Genomic DNA, 20,006 nt, shown 5'->3' with positions numbered 1-20,006 from the left:
TGGTTCCCAGCTCTAATCCGTCAGTTGGTTCGGACTACAGCATAATCTAAATCTGATCGAATAGAAGCAAAAAACATCCCAACTCTCTCAATCATACGAGGGAGTGGGATGTTTTGTATTGATGATAAAAGAAGGGCTATTTCTTAGCTACGTTATGGAGAAGTAAACTATGATATAAATATTCGAAAATAAATTCAAAGGCTTCCAAGTGTTTCTTCGCTTCAGAAGCATTCTTACCCCAGGCGTAAATTCCGTGATTCTGTAACAATATCCCTGGAATTGCAGGGTTCAGTGCACCTGGTACCTCTGTGGCAATGGCTGGAATATCAGCATAATTAGGAAGAACAGGAATCGCAATTTCAGCATCCTCATTCCAGATATTAAAAGCTTTAATAAGTTCAATTCCTTTAGCTCTAACTAGCCCTGATTGACCAAGCCATTCACTAATGAGGTTATTATATACGGTATGTACATGGAAGACAGCGCCGCACCCAGTCATTTTATAAATTTCACAGTGAATCAAAGTCTCTGCACTGGGCTTAAGATTCGTTGTTTCGCACGCTTGACCGTTCTGGTCCACAAATAAAAAATCCTGTGGTGTATTCTGTGATTTGTCTTTGCCACTCGAAGTTACAGCAAAATGAAATTGATCCTCTTGAAATTCGCCTACGCGAATCGATAAATTCCCACTCGTACCTGGAAACCAATTCCGTTCGGCAAATAGACTCTTAACTGTTCGTAGCTCATCTAAAGCCTGCTGTTTTTCTTCTAACGTAATATTTAGAAAACTCATCTTCGTAACACTCCTTGCTCTTGTTTCTGTCGTAGATCATTCAAGATATCATGAAATGTCTCATATGGGACATGTGCTACACCAAGTTCTTCACACTTCGTAGTAAGCCAAGAACGGGAATAGACAAGATCGGCAATCTTAGCGCCTTCGAAATCGGTTAGACTATCACCAATCAGGATACGGTAATAAGAATCCTCTGGATAACGCCTCATAACGGTTGTTTTACACATTCCACACCCATTCTCACAAGGAGGTTGACAAGGATTAGGCCAAGTGATCTTGATATGCTCCCCTGTGAAATCAGCACGATTGCAATAGATATGGTCCTCAGGAATACCAAATGGTTTCAAAAGAGGATCGATAAAGAAATCCATGCCCCCGCTAGTGACATTAAATCCAATGTCGGATTGATCGAGATAATTTAACAAGTCTTGAAATCCTTCTCGTATACCTGCATAGCTTAGAACGAAATCAACAATGTTCTCTTTCAAGTCTGAAGGCATAAGCGCGAACATAGCTCCTACACCTTCGCGTAAAGATATTCGCTGGTTAATTGTATCATCCATAATAGGTTCATAACCTTCAGGTTTGAAGTGCTTCATAATTGCAACAATGTTATCTGTAATCGTGATGGTCCCGTCGAAATCGCAAAAGATAACGATTTTTTTATGTGATGTCATTACTTTCCTCCCCAAGTATTTAATGCCGTTTGTAGTTCAGGAAAGGCATGAGCATAGTCGGCTAAAGGAATATCATGCATCGCTGCATCAATGGCTTGAACGAAAGCACGACCACCTGCAGATGTACCCATGGGATGTCCGTGAATACCTCCACCTGCATTAACTACAACATCTGTTCCGAAGTCCTTCATAATTAAAGGCACAAGACCAGGATGAATACCAGCGGATGGGACAGGCATGCTTGTCTTTATTTTCAAATCATTACTTATAAGTTCATCTCGAATAGCTAAATTCTCATTTCTTGGCATGGTGACTGATCCGTATGGCGAAGGGAATAACACCAGATCCGCACCTGCTAAACGCATTAACTGTCCTAGGAGAACGGAGGCAGATATGCCATAATGTGCCGAAGGGTAGTATGCACCTGCTAATGCAGGATGTGCAGCAATGGGAACGTTAATATCAGGATCACTGCTAAGCTCATGAAGGACATCATAGCCATAGGATAGGACATTGAACAGAAGTGCATTGGCTCCTGCATCAATGGCTCTTAGAGCCTGTTGTTTCAAGTTAGAAGTGCGCCCAGTCAAATTCGTTGCGTACAGAAGTTTTTTACCTGTTTCTTTACTGGCTTCTTCGGCAGCCCGTGCACAAATCTCAACACGTTTCTCGATAGGTGTGAGTTCATTCTCGAATAAAATCTCATCATCCTTAATCAGATCAACGCCACCCAGCGCCTGGAGAATGAATTGCTCACGTAGTTCTTCTAGATTAAGACCTATGACAGATTTAAATATACTCATAAGAAGGGGACGTTTATAGACATCCAGTTGTTGTCGAATGCCATCGATCCCGAACTTAGGTCCTGGAAAAGCAGACTGGAATGATTCTGAGAAGCCAAGTTTGATTAATTTGATTCTTCCATCCATAGAAATCTTTCCAAATACAGTGACAAGAAGTGCTGGAATGTCTCGGCTGAAATTCACATCAGGATAGGCGATAGTGATATCCGCGTACCGATCTACACCGATCAAATCTTCAACCACATGGACATGTAGAACTTGTCCGAGGTGCTTTTGCATGGCTTCTCGTTTCGCTTGAGGCAGTTCTGTCCAACTACCAACGGTTAACCCGACAGCGATGGATTCAGCTTTCTTGTGGAAATCTGCCTTAGGATCGTACAATCTATAGGTAGCTGTGCAAAAACTCATTTAAATTCCCTCCTCTAGTGCAACGCCCATTTCACGTGATCGTTCACTACAGCGATTGACAGCAGCGATGACATCTTCGAAAAAATCTCCATCGTCAAGTGTGCGAATGGCAGCTTGAGTAGAGCCATTCGGAGAAGTTACCTTCGCTCTAAGAGCGCTAGGTTCTTCACCCGTTTGTTGTGCCATTCTAGCAGCACCAAGCACCGTTTGAATGGTCAACGCTCTACACTGTTCTTCCGACAGACCTCCACGAATACCAGCCGCAATCATCGCTTCCATCATATAGTAGATATAAGCAGGACCACTACCTGAGATTCCAGTTAATAAATCCATGTTCTTCTCTTCAATAATCGTGATCGTGCCGACAGCTTCAAATAATGTCATGACCGTTCGACGTTGCTCTTCCGTCATTTCTTTAGAGTAAGATATACCCGTGGCACCCAGACCGATTGAACTTGATGTATTTGGCATCGTACGCGCGATGGGTTGTTTGCGATCTAATAGTCGTTGCATCGTTTTAATCGACAAACCTGCGATGACGGAAACAATTAACTGATCTTCTTTAAGGAGAGGACCTAACTCTTTAAGAACAGCCCCCGCATCCTTAGGCTTCATAGCTAGAACGATAACAGAAGAATTCTGTAGAATTCCTGTTCTGGCGGAATCGTCATTACTCGTTTTCACTTGATATCGATTATGCAATTCTTCAAGACGTTCGGAATTACTACGGTTAAGCATGAAGATATCGGAAGGTCGAACGACAGACCGTGCAATGAGTCCACGAACAATGGCTTCAGCCATTGATCCTGCTCCATAAAAGGTAATACCATTCTGAAATACATGTTGTTGTTGGCTCATGATTTAATCCTCCTGTTGGTGTTACCGACGAATTTGTCCGTTACCATAGATTCTGTATTTAGTGGATGTAAGTGAAGGCAGTCCCATAGGACCACGCGCGTGTAGCTTTTGAGTACTAATTCCTATTTCTGCCCCAAATCCGAATTCGAAACCATCCGTGAAACGAGTAGATGCGTTATGGTAGACCGCAGCAGCGTCCACTTCTTGAATGAAGGTTGCAGCGTGTTCCTTATCTTCCGTTACGATACATTCTGAATGTTGCGTACCATGTTTTGCTATATGATCTAAAGCCTCTTGCAGGGTGTGGACTATTTTAATATTCAGAATAGAATCATTATACTCAGTAGAATAGTCTTCTTCGGAAGCTTGAATAGCCCAAGGTATGTAAGTAAGTGTCTCCTCACATCCGCGTATTTCTACGTTGGATTCCTTGAATTGTTCAGCAAGAAGCGCAAGATGACCGGCAGCAAAATCTTGATGTACAATAAGGGTCTCCATCGAATTGCAAACAGAAGGACGCTGAACTTTGGCATTCAGGCTAATATTTGAAGCCATAGTAGGATCTGCTGAAGCATCAATGTACGTATGGCATACGCCAGCTCCCGTTTCTATGACAGGTACAGTAGCATTTTCTACGACATTCTGGATAAGGGATCGACCACCTCGTGGAATGACAACGTCAAGCAATCCTTTCAGCTTCAACATTTCATCGACAGACGCACGATTCGGATCTTCGATGATTTGTAAGGCATCAACGGGGATAGCTGAAGCAGCAAGCGCGCGCTGTAACACTTCAATGATTTGACGGTTCGACGAGATTGCGGAAGAACCACCACGAAGGACAACCGCATTCCCAGTCTTTAGGCACAGACCAGCCGCATCAACGGTTACATTCGGACGAGCTTCATATATGATACCGATAACACCTAGAGGAACGCGGACTTTATCAATCATTAATCCGTTTGGACGATCTAACGCTTCTAGTAAATCACCGATGGGATCTGGAAGAGCAATAATCTGCTCTAATCCTTCAGCCATCGCGTTAATCCGTTCTGGATTCAGTGCCAAACGATCGAGTAGGGAAGGAGCAGTACCCTGCTGACGTCCGCGCTCAAGATCTTCAAGATTCGCTTTCAGAATAAGCTCTTGTTCTTGTCTAAGTGCTTGAGCCATCAACCGCAACGCCTCATTCTTCTGCTGAGTATCGAGCCTATTTAACACAGTAGCAGCAGCCTTAGCGCGTGTTGCTTTTTCTCTCACTTCACTATTGTTCATTGGGATAACCTCCTAAATTTTTTTGGAGTGCCACTTTCAGATGATCTACGCAAAAAAATCACATCGGAAGCATGGTGTTATTTTTTTGAGATCTCTATGTTTGTTCTAATACCCTACGCAAAAATCTCACGTTGTAGCCTTGCGAAGGGGACGGAATTGTTCTGGAGAAGCGTAGCGTTCGCCTTTGCCCTCGAATTTTATCGCTAACAGCGATATATTCAAAAAAATTTGGGGGCACCAGCGATCGTAAGAACAATCCGACACCGTAGCGGTCTTCCAAATGAGCCCCTATTTCAATGTAATCCACTCGTCCCGATGAACAACCTCCAACCGATGAATATTATCAATTTTCTGAAATACATCTGAACTCGACATCCCACATACTAGCCGCAATTGATCAACATCATAATTAATGACGCCTCTTCCGATCACGGATGCTTCCGAATTAAGTACTTCCACAACATCGCCTGCATGGAAATGACCATCTACTTGTTTAACGCCTACGGGAAGGAGGCTATGCCCTCCATGAATTAAAGCTTCTTCTGCGCCTGCATCTACAGTGATGGAACCAAGCGGTGTGGACATGAAGCCAAGCCATTGTTTCTTCATGGATAATGAGGATAGTTTGGTATCGAAATAGGTTCCCCGTCCAATTCCATCTACAGCACTTTGAAGATCACCATGTTGAGATACTTTCCCTACGAATACAGGGACACCACCTCGAGTTGCAATTTTAGCTGCATCTACTTTGGATCTCATTCCCCCTGTACCGAGCGAGGATCCAGCCCCACCAGCGATAGCATAGATCTCATCCGTTATTTCAGTCACATGACTGAAACGTACGGCATCTGGATGGTGCCGGGGATCTCCAGTATATAGACCGTCCATATCTGTGAGAATCAAGAGATGACGCGCTTTAACCAGATTGGCGACAAGAGCGGATAACGTATCGTTATCACCGAATTTCAGTTCATCGACAGAGACCGTATCATTTTCATTAAAAATAGGGATGACACCCTGTTTCAACAATTCCTCAACGGTCATTCCGGCATTATTCATGCGTTTACGACTGCAGAAGTCGGTCCGTGTGAGCAATAATTGTGCGGTGACAATACCATGCGCAGCGAAGGCTTGCTGATAAGCTTGCATTAAAAGGGCCTGACCAACCGCAGCTGCAGCTTGTTTCTCATGTAATAGTCGTGGTCGAGCATCATATCCAATTTCACGGAATCCTGCTGCAACCGCACCTGATGTAACCAACAATACTTCGTGACCGCAAGCTCTTAGGGAAGCCATTTCTCTTGCGATAAATATAATAGCTTCACGGTTCAAAGCTCCTTCATTAGAGGTAAGGGAGCTACTTCCGATCTTGACGACAATACGCGATGACACAACATTCACTTCCTCATAAAAAGTCATATTTACAACAAAAAAACCTTCATCCTTGACGAGCAAAGGACGAAAGTTATAGCTTCCGCGGTACCACCTTTATTGATGACTGAATCATCCAACTTAATAACCTTGTAACAGAAGGTACTGTCCTGCAAGCAGGCCGCTCAGGGGTAGGTTCAGATAGGATTCACGGTAAACTCTCTCAGCCAAGGAATTTACTCTCTACAAGCGTGAATAGCCTTACTTAATAGTCCCGTCAACACGTTTTCAAGTATAAGGTTAGTTTTATTTTCAACTAGGATACCATGTAAATGGTGGCTTTGCAAAGATTAAGAAAAGATGCCTAGTTTACCGATTCTCGCGGCTGCTTCTCGTAGTCGATCCTCCGAGCTAAGCAATCCAATGCGTACGTAACCTTCTCCACAGTTACCAAATCCAATGCCTGGAGCGACAGCAACTTTGGCTTCCTTAAGAAGAAGGTCTGAGAAAGAAACAGACGAATACCCATCAGGAACGGGTAGCCAACTGAAGAAGGATCCACTAGGTCTATCTGTATGCCAACCGATACGATCTAGTGCACTATGTAGCGCATTGCGTCTTGATTCATAACGATCTACTAACTCGTGAACACAATCCTGTGAAGAAGTAAGTGCGACCGCAGCTGCCGATTGGATGCCACCAAATAAACTGACATACATATGATCTTGAAGAGAATTCATGTGCGAGATCACTTCGGCATTACCTAAAGCGAAACCTACACGCCAACCAGCCATATTATAGGTTTTGGAGAGGGTATATAGTTCAATCCCGACTTCCTTAGCACCTGGTGCTTGGAGAAAACTGACTGGACGTTGTCCATCAAACCCAATAGCTCCATAGGCAAAATCGCTGGCCACGATAATTTTATTCTTTCTTGCGAATTCTACGGTATTCTCATAGAAAGAAAGTGGAGCTGTTGCAGCCGTTGGGTTGTTAGGATAATTCAAGAACATAAGTTTAGCACGCGCTTTGTCTTGTTCACTAATGTGATTGTAATCAGGTAAGAAGTTGTTGTTTTTGAGTAGAGGCATGAAAGACATTTCAGCCCGTGCAAGCGCCACACCTGACCAATAATCTGGATAACCAGGGTCTGGCACAAGACAGAGATCACCGGGATTAAGGAGAACTTGTGGCAATTCTACAAGTCCTGTTTTACCCCCAAAGAGGATAGCGACTTCTTTCTCAGGATCAAGAACAACACCGTAATCTTCGAGATATCGTTTAGCAATAGCCTCTTTTAGAAAGGAATAACCTGAAAAAGGAGAATACTTATGATACAACGGATTAGCAGCTGCACGCTGTAACTCTTTTACGATATGATCTGGCGTCGGCGTATCTGGATTACCTTGACCTAGATTGATGACATCATGGCCTTCCGCAATTTCACGGTTCACTTTTTGAACTAGATTAGCAAAAAATTGACTAGGGAGTTCTTTAATAACATCGGCCGGTTCGATGTGAAAGGCTGAAATGTTGCGCTGGCTAATGGGTTGCGTGGTCATCCTTAATCACACTACTCTCATGTAAATATAGTAAATTTAATTTATCATCATTTAACCGAGCTGTATAGGGTGAATTAAAAGTAAGCAAGTATTGCGTGGGTGTGCTGGTCAATATAAGATGTTATATATCACAGCGGAAATAGAGGAGATTCTATGACAAAAATAGAGAATGATGACCGTTTACGAATAGCATTGATTCAAACGACTATACAATTAGGGGACCCTGAAGCGAATGAGAAACATATCCATTCCTTAATGGAGAAGGCTATGACACAGATCCCGAAGCCTGATCTTATCATGTTGCCTGAAATGTGGAATACAGGGTATGCATTGGAACGAATCCAAGATATAGCTGATAAGCAAGGTGAACATAGCAAGGGATGGTTACAATCATTTGCCAAGCAACATGAAGTATTTGTAATTGGGGGTTCAATAGCTGAAAGTAATGAGGATCAGATCACGAATTCAATGTATGTATTTGGTAGACAAGGTGAAGAGATCGCCAAATATTCAAAAATTCACTTATTTTGCTTAATGAATGAAGAGAAATACTTAGTTCCAGGACAGGAGTTAGTTACTTTTCCTGTGAATGATAACTTTAAAGCAGGCGTGTCCATTTGTTATGATATCCGTTTTCCTGAGATGGCACGGAGTCTAGCATTAAATGGTGCGAAAGTACTTTTTGTTCCCGCTGAATGGCCCCATCCCCGATTGCATCACTGGCGTACATTACTCATGGCGCGGGCCATTGAGAATCAGATGTATGTCATCGCATGTAATACAGTAGGGGACAATGGGGAGGTTTCATTCTTCGGTCATTCCATGATTATTGATCCATGGGGTGAGATTATAGTGGAAGGTGGAGAATGGGAAGAGATCGTTACAGGGGAAATCTCATTATCGCTTGTTGATGAGGTGCGTAGTCGTATTCCCATCTTTAACGATCGCCGGCCTGACATTTACTTTAAGTAGTCTAAACTTACTAAACTTATAGATCCGCCATTGAGGTTTTGAAAGTCTCTATAAAAGCCTCAGCGGCTTTGGAGAGATAACGACCCTTTCTATAAGCGACGACAAGCGTTCGGTAAGGTACAGGATCAGCCAATGGTAAATAGATAGGGACGAACTCTGATCTAGGTGCACGAGCGATATAGCGTGGGACGAGCGTCACACCCATGCCAGCTGCAACCAAAGATTGAATGGTCTCCATATTGTTACTTTCGAATACGACATGAGGTTCGAACCCTGCTTGCTGACAAAGTTCAATGGTCATTTTTCGAAAACCTTGACCTTTCTTAAGTATAATGAAGGGTTCTCCTTTGAGCTCTTCTAGTTGAACCGGTACTGGCATGTTATTGGCTGTAGCTCTTAGAGCAAGTGGATGATTTGTTGGTACAGCGAGATCAATCAATTCTTCTCCTATAATCTCATAGGCTAGAGAAGGTTCTACAAGAGGGAGAGAGAGCAGGCTTAGATCTGTTTTTCCAAGCGCGGTTAACTTCTCTAGATTCATTGATGAATCTTCTAGTAGGGTTATTTCTATATTCGGAAAAGATCGTTTGAATGTTGGGAGCACATAAGGAAGGAGATGAGAACCTGTAATCGGCATACTTCCTACGACAACCTTTCCACCACGAAGTTGTGAGATGTCGGACATCTCCTGACGTAATAACTCTACTTCATCGATGATTTTCTGTGCTTTTTCCATGAAGGCTTCTCCAGCATGGGTTAGTTCTACACTACTTGTATTTCTTTGAAAAAGAAGCACACCGATTTCCTTCTCAAGCTTGGATAACTGCTGACTGAGTGAAGGCTGAGCAATATGTAACTTTTCTGCAGCTCGGGAGAAATTACGTTCAGCAGCGATCTGTAGGGCATATTGTAATTGTCTTAGTTCCATGAAATCATCATCCTCTAATATTTGTGAGTTACTTCTTTTTTATTTTAACATCTTATAGCTCAAACCTATAGCATTTATAGATATTATATCTTGGAACAATTAAGACAACGGTGATATCATTGATTCATTCAAGAGATGCCTTCTGTTGGCAAATCTTCCAAAGTTCGAATTTAAGATGGGGTGAATATGATGAGTAAAAAGACAATGTTTGAGAAAATTTGGAATAATCACGTCATTCATCAGGAAGAGGGCAAGCCGAGTATCCTATATATCGATTTGCACCTCGTTCATGAAGTGACATCTCCACAGGCATTTGAAGGACTTCGACTAAGTGGACGCAAGGTGCGTCGACCAGAGTTAACTTTCGCAACCATGGATCACAACGTACCAACGAAAGATCGTTTCAACATTAAAGATCCAATCTCCAAACAACAAATCGATACACTATCACAGAACTGTCGTGATTTCGGTGTGACATTGTTCGACTTGAATACGGTAGAGCAAGGGGTAGTTCACGTAATGGGCCCTGAGCTGGGTCTTACGAATCCAGGGAAAACAATTGTGTGTGGGGATAGCCATACTTCAACTCACGGAGCTTTTGGAGCTTTAGCTTTTGGTATTGGTACAAGTGAAGTTGAACACGTACTAGCAACTCAATGTTTACAACAATCCAAAGCGAAGACCATGGAAATTCGTTTTGTTGGAAAAAGAAATCCAGGAGTTACAGCAAAAGATATGATTCTTGGTGTTATTGCTAAATATGGTACAGATTTCGCTACAGGTTATGTTATTGAATATACAGGTGAATCTATTGCATCATTGACAATGGAAGAGCGTATGACTGTATGTAATATGTCCATTGAGGGTGGGGCTAGAGCAGGAATGATCGCTCCGGACCAGACGACATTTGACTATTTGCGTGGACGTCAGCATGTACCTCAAGGAGCGGATTTTGATATTGCTGTTGAGACATGGAAACAACTGCGTACAGATGAAGGTGCTGAATTCGACCTTGTGTTGGAATTCGATGTCGATACACTGATTCCACAAGTGACTTGGGGAACAAGTCCTGGAATGGGAACCGATATTACTTCGAAGGTGCCTGTACCTGCTGAATTACCTACAGAAAATGAACGTAAAGCTGCTGAGGCAGCACTTGAATATATGGATCTTAAACCAGGAACTCCAATGACGGAGATTGAGATTGATTATGTATTTATTGGTTCTTGTACGAATGGGCGGATTGAAGATTTACGCGCAGCAGCTGCTGTAGCGAAAGGTCATAGTGTAGACAATAGAGTTACAGCCATCGTCGTACCAGGATCTGGGAAAGTTAAAATCCAAGCTGAAGAAGAAGGACTTGATAAAATCTTTACTGAAGCGGGATTTGAATGGCGTGAAGCAGGCTGTAGTATGTGTCTTGCAATGAATCCAGATGTTCTTGAACCAGGACAACGCTGTGCTTCTACATCTAATCGAAACTTTGAAGGTCGTCAAGGTCGTGGTGGACGTACACATCTAGTATCACCTGCTATGGCAGCAGCGGCTGCTGTTAAAGGTAGATTCGTAGATATTCGCGAGTGGAACTTCAAAACGGAAATAGCGAACTAAAAGAGAAGAGAGGAGCTAATCATTATGGAAGCATTCACTAAATTAACAGGGATTGTAGGCCCGGTAGATCGTGTCAACGTTGATACAGATGCTATTATTCCAAAACAATTTTTAAAAAGAATAGAACGGACGGGGTTTGGTCAGTTTTTATTTTATGAATGGCGTTTTGATCAGGAAGGAAACGATATTGACAGTTTTGAACTGAATAAACCTCGTTACAGCGGTGCGTCTGTACTCATATCGAGAGCTAATTTTGGATGTGGATCCTCACGTGAGCATGCACCATGGGCGATTTTGGATTATGGTTTTAAATGTGTCATTGCGCCTTCTTTTGCAGATATCTTCTATAATAACTGTTTCAAGAATAGTATCTTGCCGATAAAGTTGTCTGAAGAGCAAGTGGAAGATTTATTCCAACGTACAGCAACTCATGATGGATATCAATTGAATGTGGATCTTGAGAATCAGACGCTAACAGATGAGTATGGTCTGCACATTGATTTCAACATCGATGAGCACCGTCGTCAGTTCCTATTGCAGGGTCTTGATGATATTGGTCTAACGTTGCAACATGAAGCTGAGATCACAGCGTTTGAGCAAAAACGTGCTAATCTCGCATTAGCATAATCGTTTAAATAAATTAGTATCTTAACAAGCTTCTGTTCCCATTGAGGGCGCAGAGGCTTGTTTTTGTTGTTTCGTAATTGACCAGAATGACATCATATATTAATTGTCATTCATTGATACCAATATTCTACAAAGGATGACAACAAATGAACGAGTTCATGATAATGTCGTAATAGTTAAAATATTCAAGGGAAAAAATGTAACTAAAGGAGGATTTGCCTATACATAGGTAGAATATTGTTAGCATTGAGCAAATCGGGTTGAGAAATAACTACTAGATTAAAACAAAAAATGTACAATTGAGGTGTATGATGAAGAAATTTAGCTTATTTATTTTGTTATGTGTGTTCTTTATTATCAGTTTTCCAAATGAAGGTAACGCAGCAACGGTTCAGTCAAAGATCATTCTTGATGGTAAGGAAATTAGTATGCCTTCTAATGTCCAAGTTCAAGTCATGAATGAGAATGTTATGATTCCGATTCGTGTAGTTGTTGAGAATCTGAAGTTTAAGGTGGATTGGGACCAAAAGTCTCAAGGTGTCAAGATCCAACAAGATGCAAAGATAATATTCCTAACGGTTAATAAGCAAGAAGCAACAGTGGAAGGGAAACAAGTCATATTAAATGTTGCTCCTCAAGTTCAGAATGAGACTGTTGTAGTTCCTATTCGATTCGTAAGTGAACAAATGGGACTTGTCGTGAGTTGGGACAATGTAGATAAGACGGTTTATCTGACGAGTGGCAATAAAGAGTCTTTCCACGATGAACAAGTAGGTACAGGATCTCCAAGTACACAAGATCACTTACAACCTTCAGGAGATTCAGATGTAAGTACAGGTGAAGGTTCATCATTAAACCATGTTAGTGGAATGAATTTTGTCAATAATCAGCTTATTATATCTTTAGACGGAGAAGTTAAGCCTGCAGTTTCAACATTAAAGAATCCTGATCGAATTGTGGTGGATCTACCAAATACCACATTCGTGGATTCCTTTGGGACCGTGCAACCTTTGGATCCGGGATTGAAAGGTAAATTGGAAGTTGGTGAGAATCCTAATGTGTCGGAAGTAAGTTATTCATTGATTCCAAGTGATCCTTACGCAGTTTGCGTTGTTATTTCACTAAATAATGCTAATGCGTTTCAACTAAATTATGATTTGGATTCTAATATGATAGTTATTGATTTGAACGTTACAGAAGACAATAAGACAGTCACTGTTCCACCTGTTGTTAATTCGGGACATAAGGTTGTTGTCATTGATCCAGGTCATGGAGGGAAAGATCCAGGAGCGCTAAGTGTCACGAAAAAGCACGAGAAGGACTTTAACTTAGCAGTAGGTCTGAAAGTGCAAGCGCTTCTTCTTAAGGAATCGAATATAGATGTAGTGATGACGCGTGATAGTGACACTTATCCTACTCTTTCTGAACGGACGAAATTGGCAAATGAATTAAATGCTGATGTGTTTGTATCCATTCATGGTAATAGTAACCCTTCATCGAAACCAGGTGGAACAGAAACATATTATTACGAACGAATTAGTAGTAAAGATCTAGCAAATATCATACACAAATATTTAGTCCAAGCAACAGGTCTAAGTGATCGTGGTGTTAAGAATAATAGTTTACATGTGATTAGAGAAACTAATATGCCTGCCGTTCTTGTGGAAATTGGATTCCTAAGTAATAGCACGGATGAGCAGGTTATATTCTCTGAAGAAAAACAAAATCTAGTTGCACAGGCTATTGTTGCTGGAGTTAAAGAATATTTGGGTAATAAATAAAGAGAAGAGAATTTTCTGAAGGATGTGGTCATAGTGGATAAAAAGGTAGGATGTACCCTTATATTGTCGCTTATGATGTTTATAGGTGTAGGGTGTGGACAGAAGCCATTGAGCGATTCAGGTGCGCAAACGGTTCTGGGTTCAACGAATAACCAAGAAGTATCAGCGACGGCAAGTAATGATAAGGTTAAGGAAGAAAGCCAAAAAATCCAGGTGTATTTTACAGATCCACAAGCGATGGAACTAAAAAAGGCTGAAGATGAGATTCAATTCGCAAATAACATTGAGAAATATCAAAAGGCATTCAAAGCTTTACAAAATGATAGTAATCCTGAGCTCATTTCCTTATGGAGTAAAATGGAGTTAAAAACTATCTCGTTTAATGCAGGGATGGTAATGTTGGATATCCATATGCCAGATGAGGCAAGATTGGGAGCGGGTGGTGAACAATTTGCTTTAGAATCATTAAAAAATACGTTATTTCAATTTGATGAAGTGAAAAGTATTGAACTACTCGTAGATGGTGAATCTATTGAGACTTTAATGGGTCATGCTGATCTAGAACATCCAATGCTAAGAGATTAGATAATAGATAATCTTGTTATGAGGAACCACTAAAAGCGTTCATTTCTGATACTACAATCGGAAGTGAACGTTATTTTCGGTTTGCGTAATGTTTATACCCGTGTCTGTGTTTTAATTTACTTTTTTCGCTTCAATTTTATAACGTATTCACTTGATTTGTCCTACATTCTTTGTCCGCGTAAATGCCTCGCGAATTGCCATATGTCCTACTTTACAAACGTATATCCCTAATTTAGCTACTGATTGTTGAAGTTGTTTCCAATTGCCTTTTTCACCTTTCGTAATTACAGCAGCTGTAATAATACGCTCTTCATTCATTGCAATATGTGTCTTATAGTAAGAAAAAGAGGGATCGGCCGTTTTGTGACCTACACGCGCATCTGGATTATTGCTATAAAGTTCGACAATATAACCATTTTCCTCCGACAATTCAAACTGGATTAATTGGGGATATTTTCATGATTGCGTATGTTGTATAGTGAAAAAGTAGGATATTTTTTTCGAAAAAAGGAATATATTCGCAACCTTTAGCACAGAATTGCGTCTAATAGTTGTCCATCGAAAGGATGTGAGACCAGGACTAATGCATGAGAGATTACAAAATTAATAAAGGATGGTAGGGTGAATAATGAAGAAATTTAGCTTGTTGATGATGGTCATCATCTTCGTCATGGCATTTCCTGGTAGGGGACAAGCTGCTTCTGAACATTCAAATATATATTTGGACGGTAAGGAACTTGTCTTAGCTACAGATGCTAAAATTGAAATGATTAATAACAATATTATGATTCCAGTTCGTGTCGTCGTGGAGAATCTGGGATTTAATGTTATATGGGAGCAAAAGGCGCGCACGGTAACTATAAAAAATAACAAGACAACGATACAGCTTATTGTAAATAACAAAATTGCTACAGTGGATGGAAGTAAAGTTGCATTGCCCATCGGTCCAGTATTAAAAACAGATACCGTATTAGTACCTATTCGTTTTGTTAGTGAACAAATGGGACTTCAAGTTGACTGGGATAACACAACTAAGAGAGTATATATGTTTTCTCCTACTGGAGGTTCAGGAAACACGGATGATGGAACCGTAGGAACAATACCTAACCCTGACGACACAACAAGCAGTGACTTAGCAACAATAGACGGTCTAAACTTCAGTGACAATCGTTTAATCATTTCTACTACGGGAAGTATAGAGCCTAAGGCATCCGTTATGTCTTCACCTGACCGTATTATTATTGATATACCCTATGCTAAGTTTGCAGAAACTTTTGGATCAAGTAATCAACTAGATAGTAATTCACAAGGAACATTTTCTGTGATGGGTTATAGTGATGTATCTACAATTCGTTACTCCCTCTATAACGATTCCCCATCGACAGTGAGAATTGTGATAGATTTGAATTATGCTAAAAATTATAAATTATATGCTGAAGGCAGTTTACTTATTGTAGATTTAAATACGTCAAATTCGGGTTCCGGAGTACCACAGGTGGGTGGGAATGGTAAAAAAATCGCTGTTATAGATGCTGGACACGGTAATCAAGACCCAGGAGCTATTGGTATAACAGGAAAGAAAGAAAAAGATTACAATTTGGCCGTTGCACTTAAAGTAGAGAAATTACTAAAAAACGAATCTAATATAGACGTTGTTCTGACACGAAGTAATGATATCTTCTTAGAGTTAAAAGAACGTGTTAAAATAGCTAATGATTTAAATGCGGATGTATTTGTATCCATACATGCAAATAGTGCTGGGTCTTCTACCGCAGCAGGAACTGAAACTTACTATAAGAATAGTAGTAGTAAGGCGTTTGCTAATGTTATGCATAAATATATCGTGAAAGCTACTGGTTTCACAGACCGCGGAGTTCTTTACGGGAATTTCCATGTTATTCGTGAGACGAATATGGCTGCTGTTTTACTGGAAGCTGGGTACCTAAGTAATAAGAGTAATGAGTCTGCACTCTTTACAGATAGCCTGCAAAATCGGGTGGCTCAAGGTATTGTGGATGGAATCAAGGAATACCTTGGAGTAAATTAATGTTTAAGAGTTTTGACGAAGTATATCAAGAAGTATCGCTACAAAACTTTTGGTAATGCTTCTGATGTGAGTTTTGACGAAGTATATCATGAAGTATCGATACAAAACTTTTAGGAGGAAGATCATGAATAAAATAGGGTGGTGTACGGGACTCCTAGCGTTAGTCGTAGTTATTGGAACAGGTTGCGGAGATAAACCACAGGTAGCGCTTAACAATGTCCCGAATGAAGATCAATCTGGAATTGTGACTGTACCTGAAGAGAATGCTCCAACAACGAATGCCTCGGACGGAAATAATGCAAGTAATACGGTAACAGAGAACGAAGAAAAAGGAATTGTTGATGATGACGATGATGATGGTACCCTAGATAAGGGTGCAGAAGACAAAGGTAATGTGGTAGAGAATCAAACGTCATCTAATAAAGAAACGATCACAGTGTATTATACGGATACGCAGGAAATGGAATTGAAATCGTCTAAACAAGAAATTTCATTTAAGGATGATCTAGAAAAATATAAAGTAGCCTTTATGGCGCTACAAACTAGCGGTAATGATGAACTAGTACCTTTATGGGGTAAGGTAGATTTGAAATCTATCGAAATTAATAAGGGAGCTATGACGATGGATATCCATCTTCCTGACGAAGCGCGTCTTGGTTCAGGTGGAGAGATGTTCGCACTCGAAGCTCTACAAAACACGTTTTTTCAATTTGCAGAAGTGAAATCGATAGAACTTCTTGTAGATGGAGAACAAGTAGAAAGTTTAATGGGGCATGTCGATTTAGAGCATCCCATGATGAAGAATTAAAAAAAAGCAGGAAATAGAGCTCAAATGTCGAATATACTATTTTTGTAGTAGGAGTTTTTGATTTAGAGAGGGGAAACCATATGCAGTCCAAACGTAGTAATTCTATTAAACGAAGTAATTCTATTAAACGTAGTAATTCTATAAACTCTAAAAAAGTAGTGTCAGCTATACTCGTCAGTATGGTGACTTTGAGCTCAGGAACGGTTGCCTTTGCCGGAGATGTGACAACACCCATGGTTACGAATCAATCAGTTACAACAAGCAGCTTATTTAGCGATGTAAAGAGTGGATTCTGGGCAGAAAAGCACATTTATAAATTAGCGTCTCAAGGTATTCTTTTAGGTGACAAGGGTTTATTTAGACCTAATGATTATGTAACACAACAGGAAGCAGTAACAATGGCTATTCGGTTCATGAATATTCAGGATCAATTAAATTCAGGAACCACAGTAACTTGGCCAGCTAATGCAACTGTGAATAATTATTTCAAGCCGTTTGTCACGCTAGCGATCGAGAAGAATTTGTTGGATTCGAAGTTAGTAGTGGATGATACTAAATCGAAAACGACTTGGGGTGAGACAAGAGCAAGTCGCGAATGGATTACTGAATTGTTAGTGCGCTCTATTGGAAAGGAAAGTGAGGCTGCCTCATTCGCGAATAAAGCAACATCCTTTGTGGATAATAGTAAAATTTCCGCATCCAAACTTGGTTATGTGAACACAGCAATTGAGATGGGGTTAACTACAGGTGTAGAAGGAAATCTCTTCGACCCGTTGGGATCTGTAACTCGTGCTCAGCTAGCGACCTTCTTCAGCCGTGGTGAAGCATTCATGGATACGAAATATGCTAATTCTGAGGAAGGTGTTGTTACAGGACTGAGTGACAATGCTATTAGTCTATACATTAATGGGAGTGTACGTAATTTCTCGTTAGATAGTGCGACTTCTTATTATACTAGTGTTTCAGAAAAGAAGATTCCCTTATCTGAGCTTAAAATATATTCTAAAGTGATGGTCGTTGAGAATGCTGGCAAAGCTGTATACGTAGAAGTGACGGATCCAAAGGAACAAGTAGAGAGTATAGAGACTACCTTTGAACGCTTATTCCAAGGTAATTCTTTAGGGGTATCTGACGATAAAGGTTTTGCTTCATATAATTATGATAGCAGCACCGTTTTCCTAGATGTGAGTGGGAATAAGATTGAATCTAAAGATTTAACTGCGGGAAGTCAAATTATTATTAAACGTGAAAACTACACTACGAATAAGAGTATTCTCATTGTTCAAGTGAAAACAGGCATTGTGAATAAGACAGCTACAGGAACGTTGGAAACGCTAGAGATTAATTCTAAGACAATAGGAATAAAGAATGCTGCAGGTAGCATTGAAAGTTACAAATGGGATGATTCTTCTATGATTCGTTACCATGATCAAATATTGACTCCAGCGGAACTGCAAATAGGTTCAACGATTAACTATACAATTCAAAACAATATGATTCGTTCCGTAGAAGTTACTCAAGCTGTTGAGCGCAAGGTTCTTGGTTCTCTATATGAACTTGGTTCTAACGGGAATACGATTACCTATAAAAAAACAGGAGGTTCATTAGAAGTTAAACTTCTATCTGATAAACCTGAAATTGTGATTAGTGGCATTGATAAACCTGTACTTTCTGATCTGATCGCTGATGTTTCTGCGGGTGATCAATTAGAATTGACTTTGGACTCTAAAGAAGTAGTTAAAAAGATTGTTGTACTGAATAGACAAATGGAGCAGAAACCTTCTTCAACTGTTGTATCCTATGATTCAAAGACTAAGATATTGACTCTGTTGGATTCCAATAATAAGCCATTTGTCGTAACATTAGATGACAAGACTAAGTTGATTTATAATGCGGCAACTCCTACGTTAGCTGGCATTGAACCACTCTTAACAAGTACTCGTAAAATTAATCTGAGTTATATAAGTAACCGCGCGTTATCACTAGAAGTTATTAATAAATACGATGGAATTGTGACTGTGGTGGATACAAGTACCAAGAAAATTACCCTTCAAGTGGCTGGAGGGAATAGTGTTATTGTTGGTTATGAATCACCTTTGATTGAGTGGCATGGTAAGAGTAATCTGAATATATCTGATGTGAAAGTTGGAAGCGAAGTATCATTGGTGCTTTCAAACAATCAGAGTGTTGCATTTAAAATCAATGTTAAATCTTCCAGTCAATTTGAAGTCGCGTCTACGGATACAGGTAATCGAGTCTATTTGAAAAATAGTGGAACTACTAGCTTAGTTTATTTTGATCAAGCAGCAATTACAGGAATTAGTGGAGAAACGTTGAAAGCTTCTGATCTGCAAGCAGGCCAGTTTATAAATGTGAATTTCAGTGGTAACACGGTTTCTTCAGCACAAATAGTTAAATTATTAACAGGCGAAGTGCTGAAAGTTGATGCGACAACTAAGAATGTGACATTTAAAAATTACAATGGTACCACAGAAGTCTTTAAGGTAGATGGTGCTGTTAAAATCGTTCGTGCTGGAACTACTAATATTAACTTAAATAGTCTTATTCCAACCGATCGTGTGGAATTGCGTAAAGATATGGATGGAACTTCGATTATCAAAGTTATAAATTCAGCAAATCGTGATTTCTGGAAATATGATAGTGTGACCAAGGAATTATTCGTTAAACGACAAAGTGCGACAGATACTAATAGTTATGTTTTGTCACCAAACGCATATATTCATCAAGGTGACACGACATTACTCGTGCAATCTCTCAAAGAAAATGATAATATTGTAGTGTATTTAAACAATGACGTTATTGTGGAGATACAGAAACAATAATCTGCTTTGGGAATGGTCATGAAATACACCGTCTTGATACGGGGGGTACTTCCT

At 40.3% G+C, this 20,006-nt stretch carries 17 protein-coding genes; 8 read left to right on the top strand and 9 right to left on the bottom strand.

All coding sequences use genetic code 11. From position 1 onward, the window contains the following. Positions 1-136 precede the first annotated feature (136 nt). From mtnB to AC1D7X_RS00260, 7 genes are all read right to left on the bottom strand, one after another. The gene (mtnB, locus tag AC1D7X_RS00290; RefSeq protein ID WP_495474431.1) at positions 137-793 is read right to left on the bottom strand and encodes a methylthioribulose 1-phosphate dehydratase; all 657 of its coding nucleotides are present in this window, start codon (positions 791-793) and stop codon (positions 137-139) included. Further along, positions 790-1,473, bottom strand: coding sequence for a 2-hydroxy-3-keto-5-methylthiopentenyl-1-phosphate phosphatase (locus AC1D7X_RS00285; protein ID WP_495474430.1), 684 nt, complete (start codon positions 1,471-1,473; stop codon positions 790-792). The genes mtnB and AC1D7X_RS00285 overlap by 4 nt, the downstream gene beginning before the upstream one ends. Continuing rightward, a complete protein-coding gene (locus tag AC1D7X_RS00280) occupies positions 1,473-2,684 on the bottom strand; it encodes a 2,3-diketo-5-methylthiopentyl-1-phosphate enolase (protein ID WP_495454602.1) in 1,212 nt (403 codons plus the stop codon). Before AC1D7X_RS00280 ends, AC1D7X_RS00285 begins: the two co-directional genes overlap by 1 nt. Beyond that, complete coding sequence (proC, locus tag AC1D7X_RS00275) at positions 2,685-3,542, bottom strand: pyrroline-5-carboxylate reductase (protein WP_495454603.1); 858 nt, start codon at positions 3,540-3,542, stop codon at positions 2,685-2,687. A 21-nt stretch (positions 3,543-3,563) separates the two neighbouring features. After that, entirely contained in the window at positions 3,564-4,817 is a 1,254-nt protein-coding gene (locus AC1D7X_RS00270; RefSeq protein WP_495474429.1) for a glutamate-5-semialdehyde dehydrogenase, read from the bottom strand. Between the two features lie 288 nt (positions 4,818-5,105). Then, positions 5,106-6,209, bottom strand: coding sequence for a glutamate 5-kinase (gene proB / locus AC1D7X_RS00265; protein WP_495474428.1), 1,104 nt, complete (start codon positions 6,207-6,209; stop codon positions 5,106-5,108). Positions 6,210-6,538: 329 nt separating this feature from the next. Further along, complete coding sequence (locus AC1D7X_RS00260) at positions 6,539-7,750, bottom strand: pyridoxal phosphate-dependent aminotransferase (protein WP_495454606.1); 1,212 nt, start codon at positions 7,748-7,750, stop codon at positions 6,539-6,541. A gap of 153 nt (positions 7,751-7,903) precedes the next feature. On the opposite strand from AC1D7X_RS00260, the gene AC1D7X_RS00255 reads away from it, so the two are divergent. Further along, the gene (locus AC1D7X_RS00255) at positions 7,904-8,722 is read left to right on the top strand and encodes a carbon-nitrogen family hydrolase (protein WP_495454607.1); all 819 of its coding nucleotides are present in this window, start codon (positions 7,904-7,906) and stop codon (positions 8,720-8,722) included. Between the two features lie 16 nt (positions 8,723-8,738). Here AC1D7X_RS00255 and AC1D7X_RS00250 read toward each other — a convergent pair whose 3' ends face one another. Next, positions 8,739-9,650 carry a LysR family transcriptional regulator gene (locus AC1D7X_RS00250; RefSeq protein ID WP_495454608.1) on the bottom strand — a complete coding sequence of 304 codons (912 nt, stop codon included), beginning with the start codon at positions 9,648-9,650 and terminating at the stop codon, positions 8,739-8,741. 189 nt (positions 9,651-9,839) lie between these two features. Between AC1D7X_RS00250 and leuC the strand changes: the two genes are divergently transcribed. The 4 genes from leuC (at position 9,840) to AC1D7X_RS00230 (ending at position 14,254) form a co-directional block, all read left to right on the top strand. Beyond that, entirely contained in the window at positions 9,840-11,261 is a 1,422-nt protein-coding gene (gene leuC / locus AC1D7X_RS00245; protein WP_495454609.1) for a 3-isopropylmalate dehydratase large subunit, read from the top strand. Between the two features lie 24 nt (positions 11,262-11,285). Then, entirely contained in the window at positions 11,286-11,888 is a 603-nt protein-coding gene (leuD, locus tag AC1D7X_RS00240; protein ID WP_495474427.1) for a 3-isopropylmalate dehydratase small subunit, read from the top strand. 308 nt (positions 11,889-12,196) lie between these two features. Next, positions 12,197-13,669: an N-acetylmuramoyl-L-alanine amidase family protein gene (locus AC1D7X_RS00235; RefSeq protein WP_495474426.1), complete on the top strand. Its 1,473-nt coding sequence runs from the start codon at positions 12,197-12,199 to the stop codon at positions 13,667-13,669. 33 nt (positions 13,670-13,702) lie between these two features. Next, the gene (locus AC1D7X_RS00230) at positions 13,703-14,254 is read left to right on the top strand and encodes a GerMN domain-containing protein (RefSeq protein WP_495454612.1); all 552 of its coding nucleotides are present in this window, start codon (positions 13,703-13,705) and stop codon (positions 14,252-14,254) included. Between the two features lie 147 nt (positions 14,255-14,401). Here AC1D7X_RS00230 and AC1D7X_RS00225 read toward each other — a convergent pair whose 3' ends face one another. Next, the gene (locus AC1D7X_RS00225) at positions 14,402-14,683 is read right to left on the bottom strand and encodes a hypothetical protein (RefSeq protein WP_495454761.1); all 282 of its coding nucleotides are present in this window, start codon (positions 14,681-14,683) and stop codon (positions 14,402-14,404) included. A 199-nt stretch (positions 14,684-14,882) separates the two neighbouring features. On the opposite strand from AC1D7X_RS00225, the gene AC1D7X_RS00220 reads away from it, so the two are divergent. From AC1D7X_RS00220 to AC1D7X_RS00210, 3 genes are all read left to right on the top strand, one after another. Next, a complete protein-coding gene (locus AC1D7X_RS00220) occupies positions 14,883-16,301 on the top strand; it encodes an N-acetylmuramoyl-L-alanine amidase family protein (protein WP_495474425.1) in 1,419 nt (472 codons plus the stop codon). A gap of 124 nt (positions 16,302-16,425) precedes the next feature. Then, entirely contained in the window at positions 16,426-17,109 is a 684-nt protein-coding gene (locus AC1D7X_RS00215) for a GerMN domain-containing protein (RefSeq protein WP_495454614.1), read from the top strand. Between the two features lie 80 nt (positions 17,110-17,189). Then, the gene (locus AC1D7X_RS00210) at positions 17,190-19,952 is read left to right on the top strand and encodes an S-layer homology domain-containing protein (RefSeq protein WP_495454615.1); all 2,763 of its coding nucleotides are present in this window, start codon (positions 17,190-17,192) and stop codon (positions 19,950-19,952) included. Positions 19,953-20,006: the final 54 nt, after the last annotated feature.

This window comes from Paenibacillus sp. Y568, from assembly GCF_059445545.1.
The sequence above is the reverse complement of the archived record's forward strand: the minus strand, read 5'-3'. Positions and strand labels throughout refer to the sequence as shown.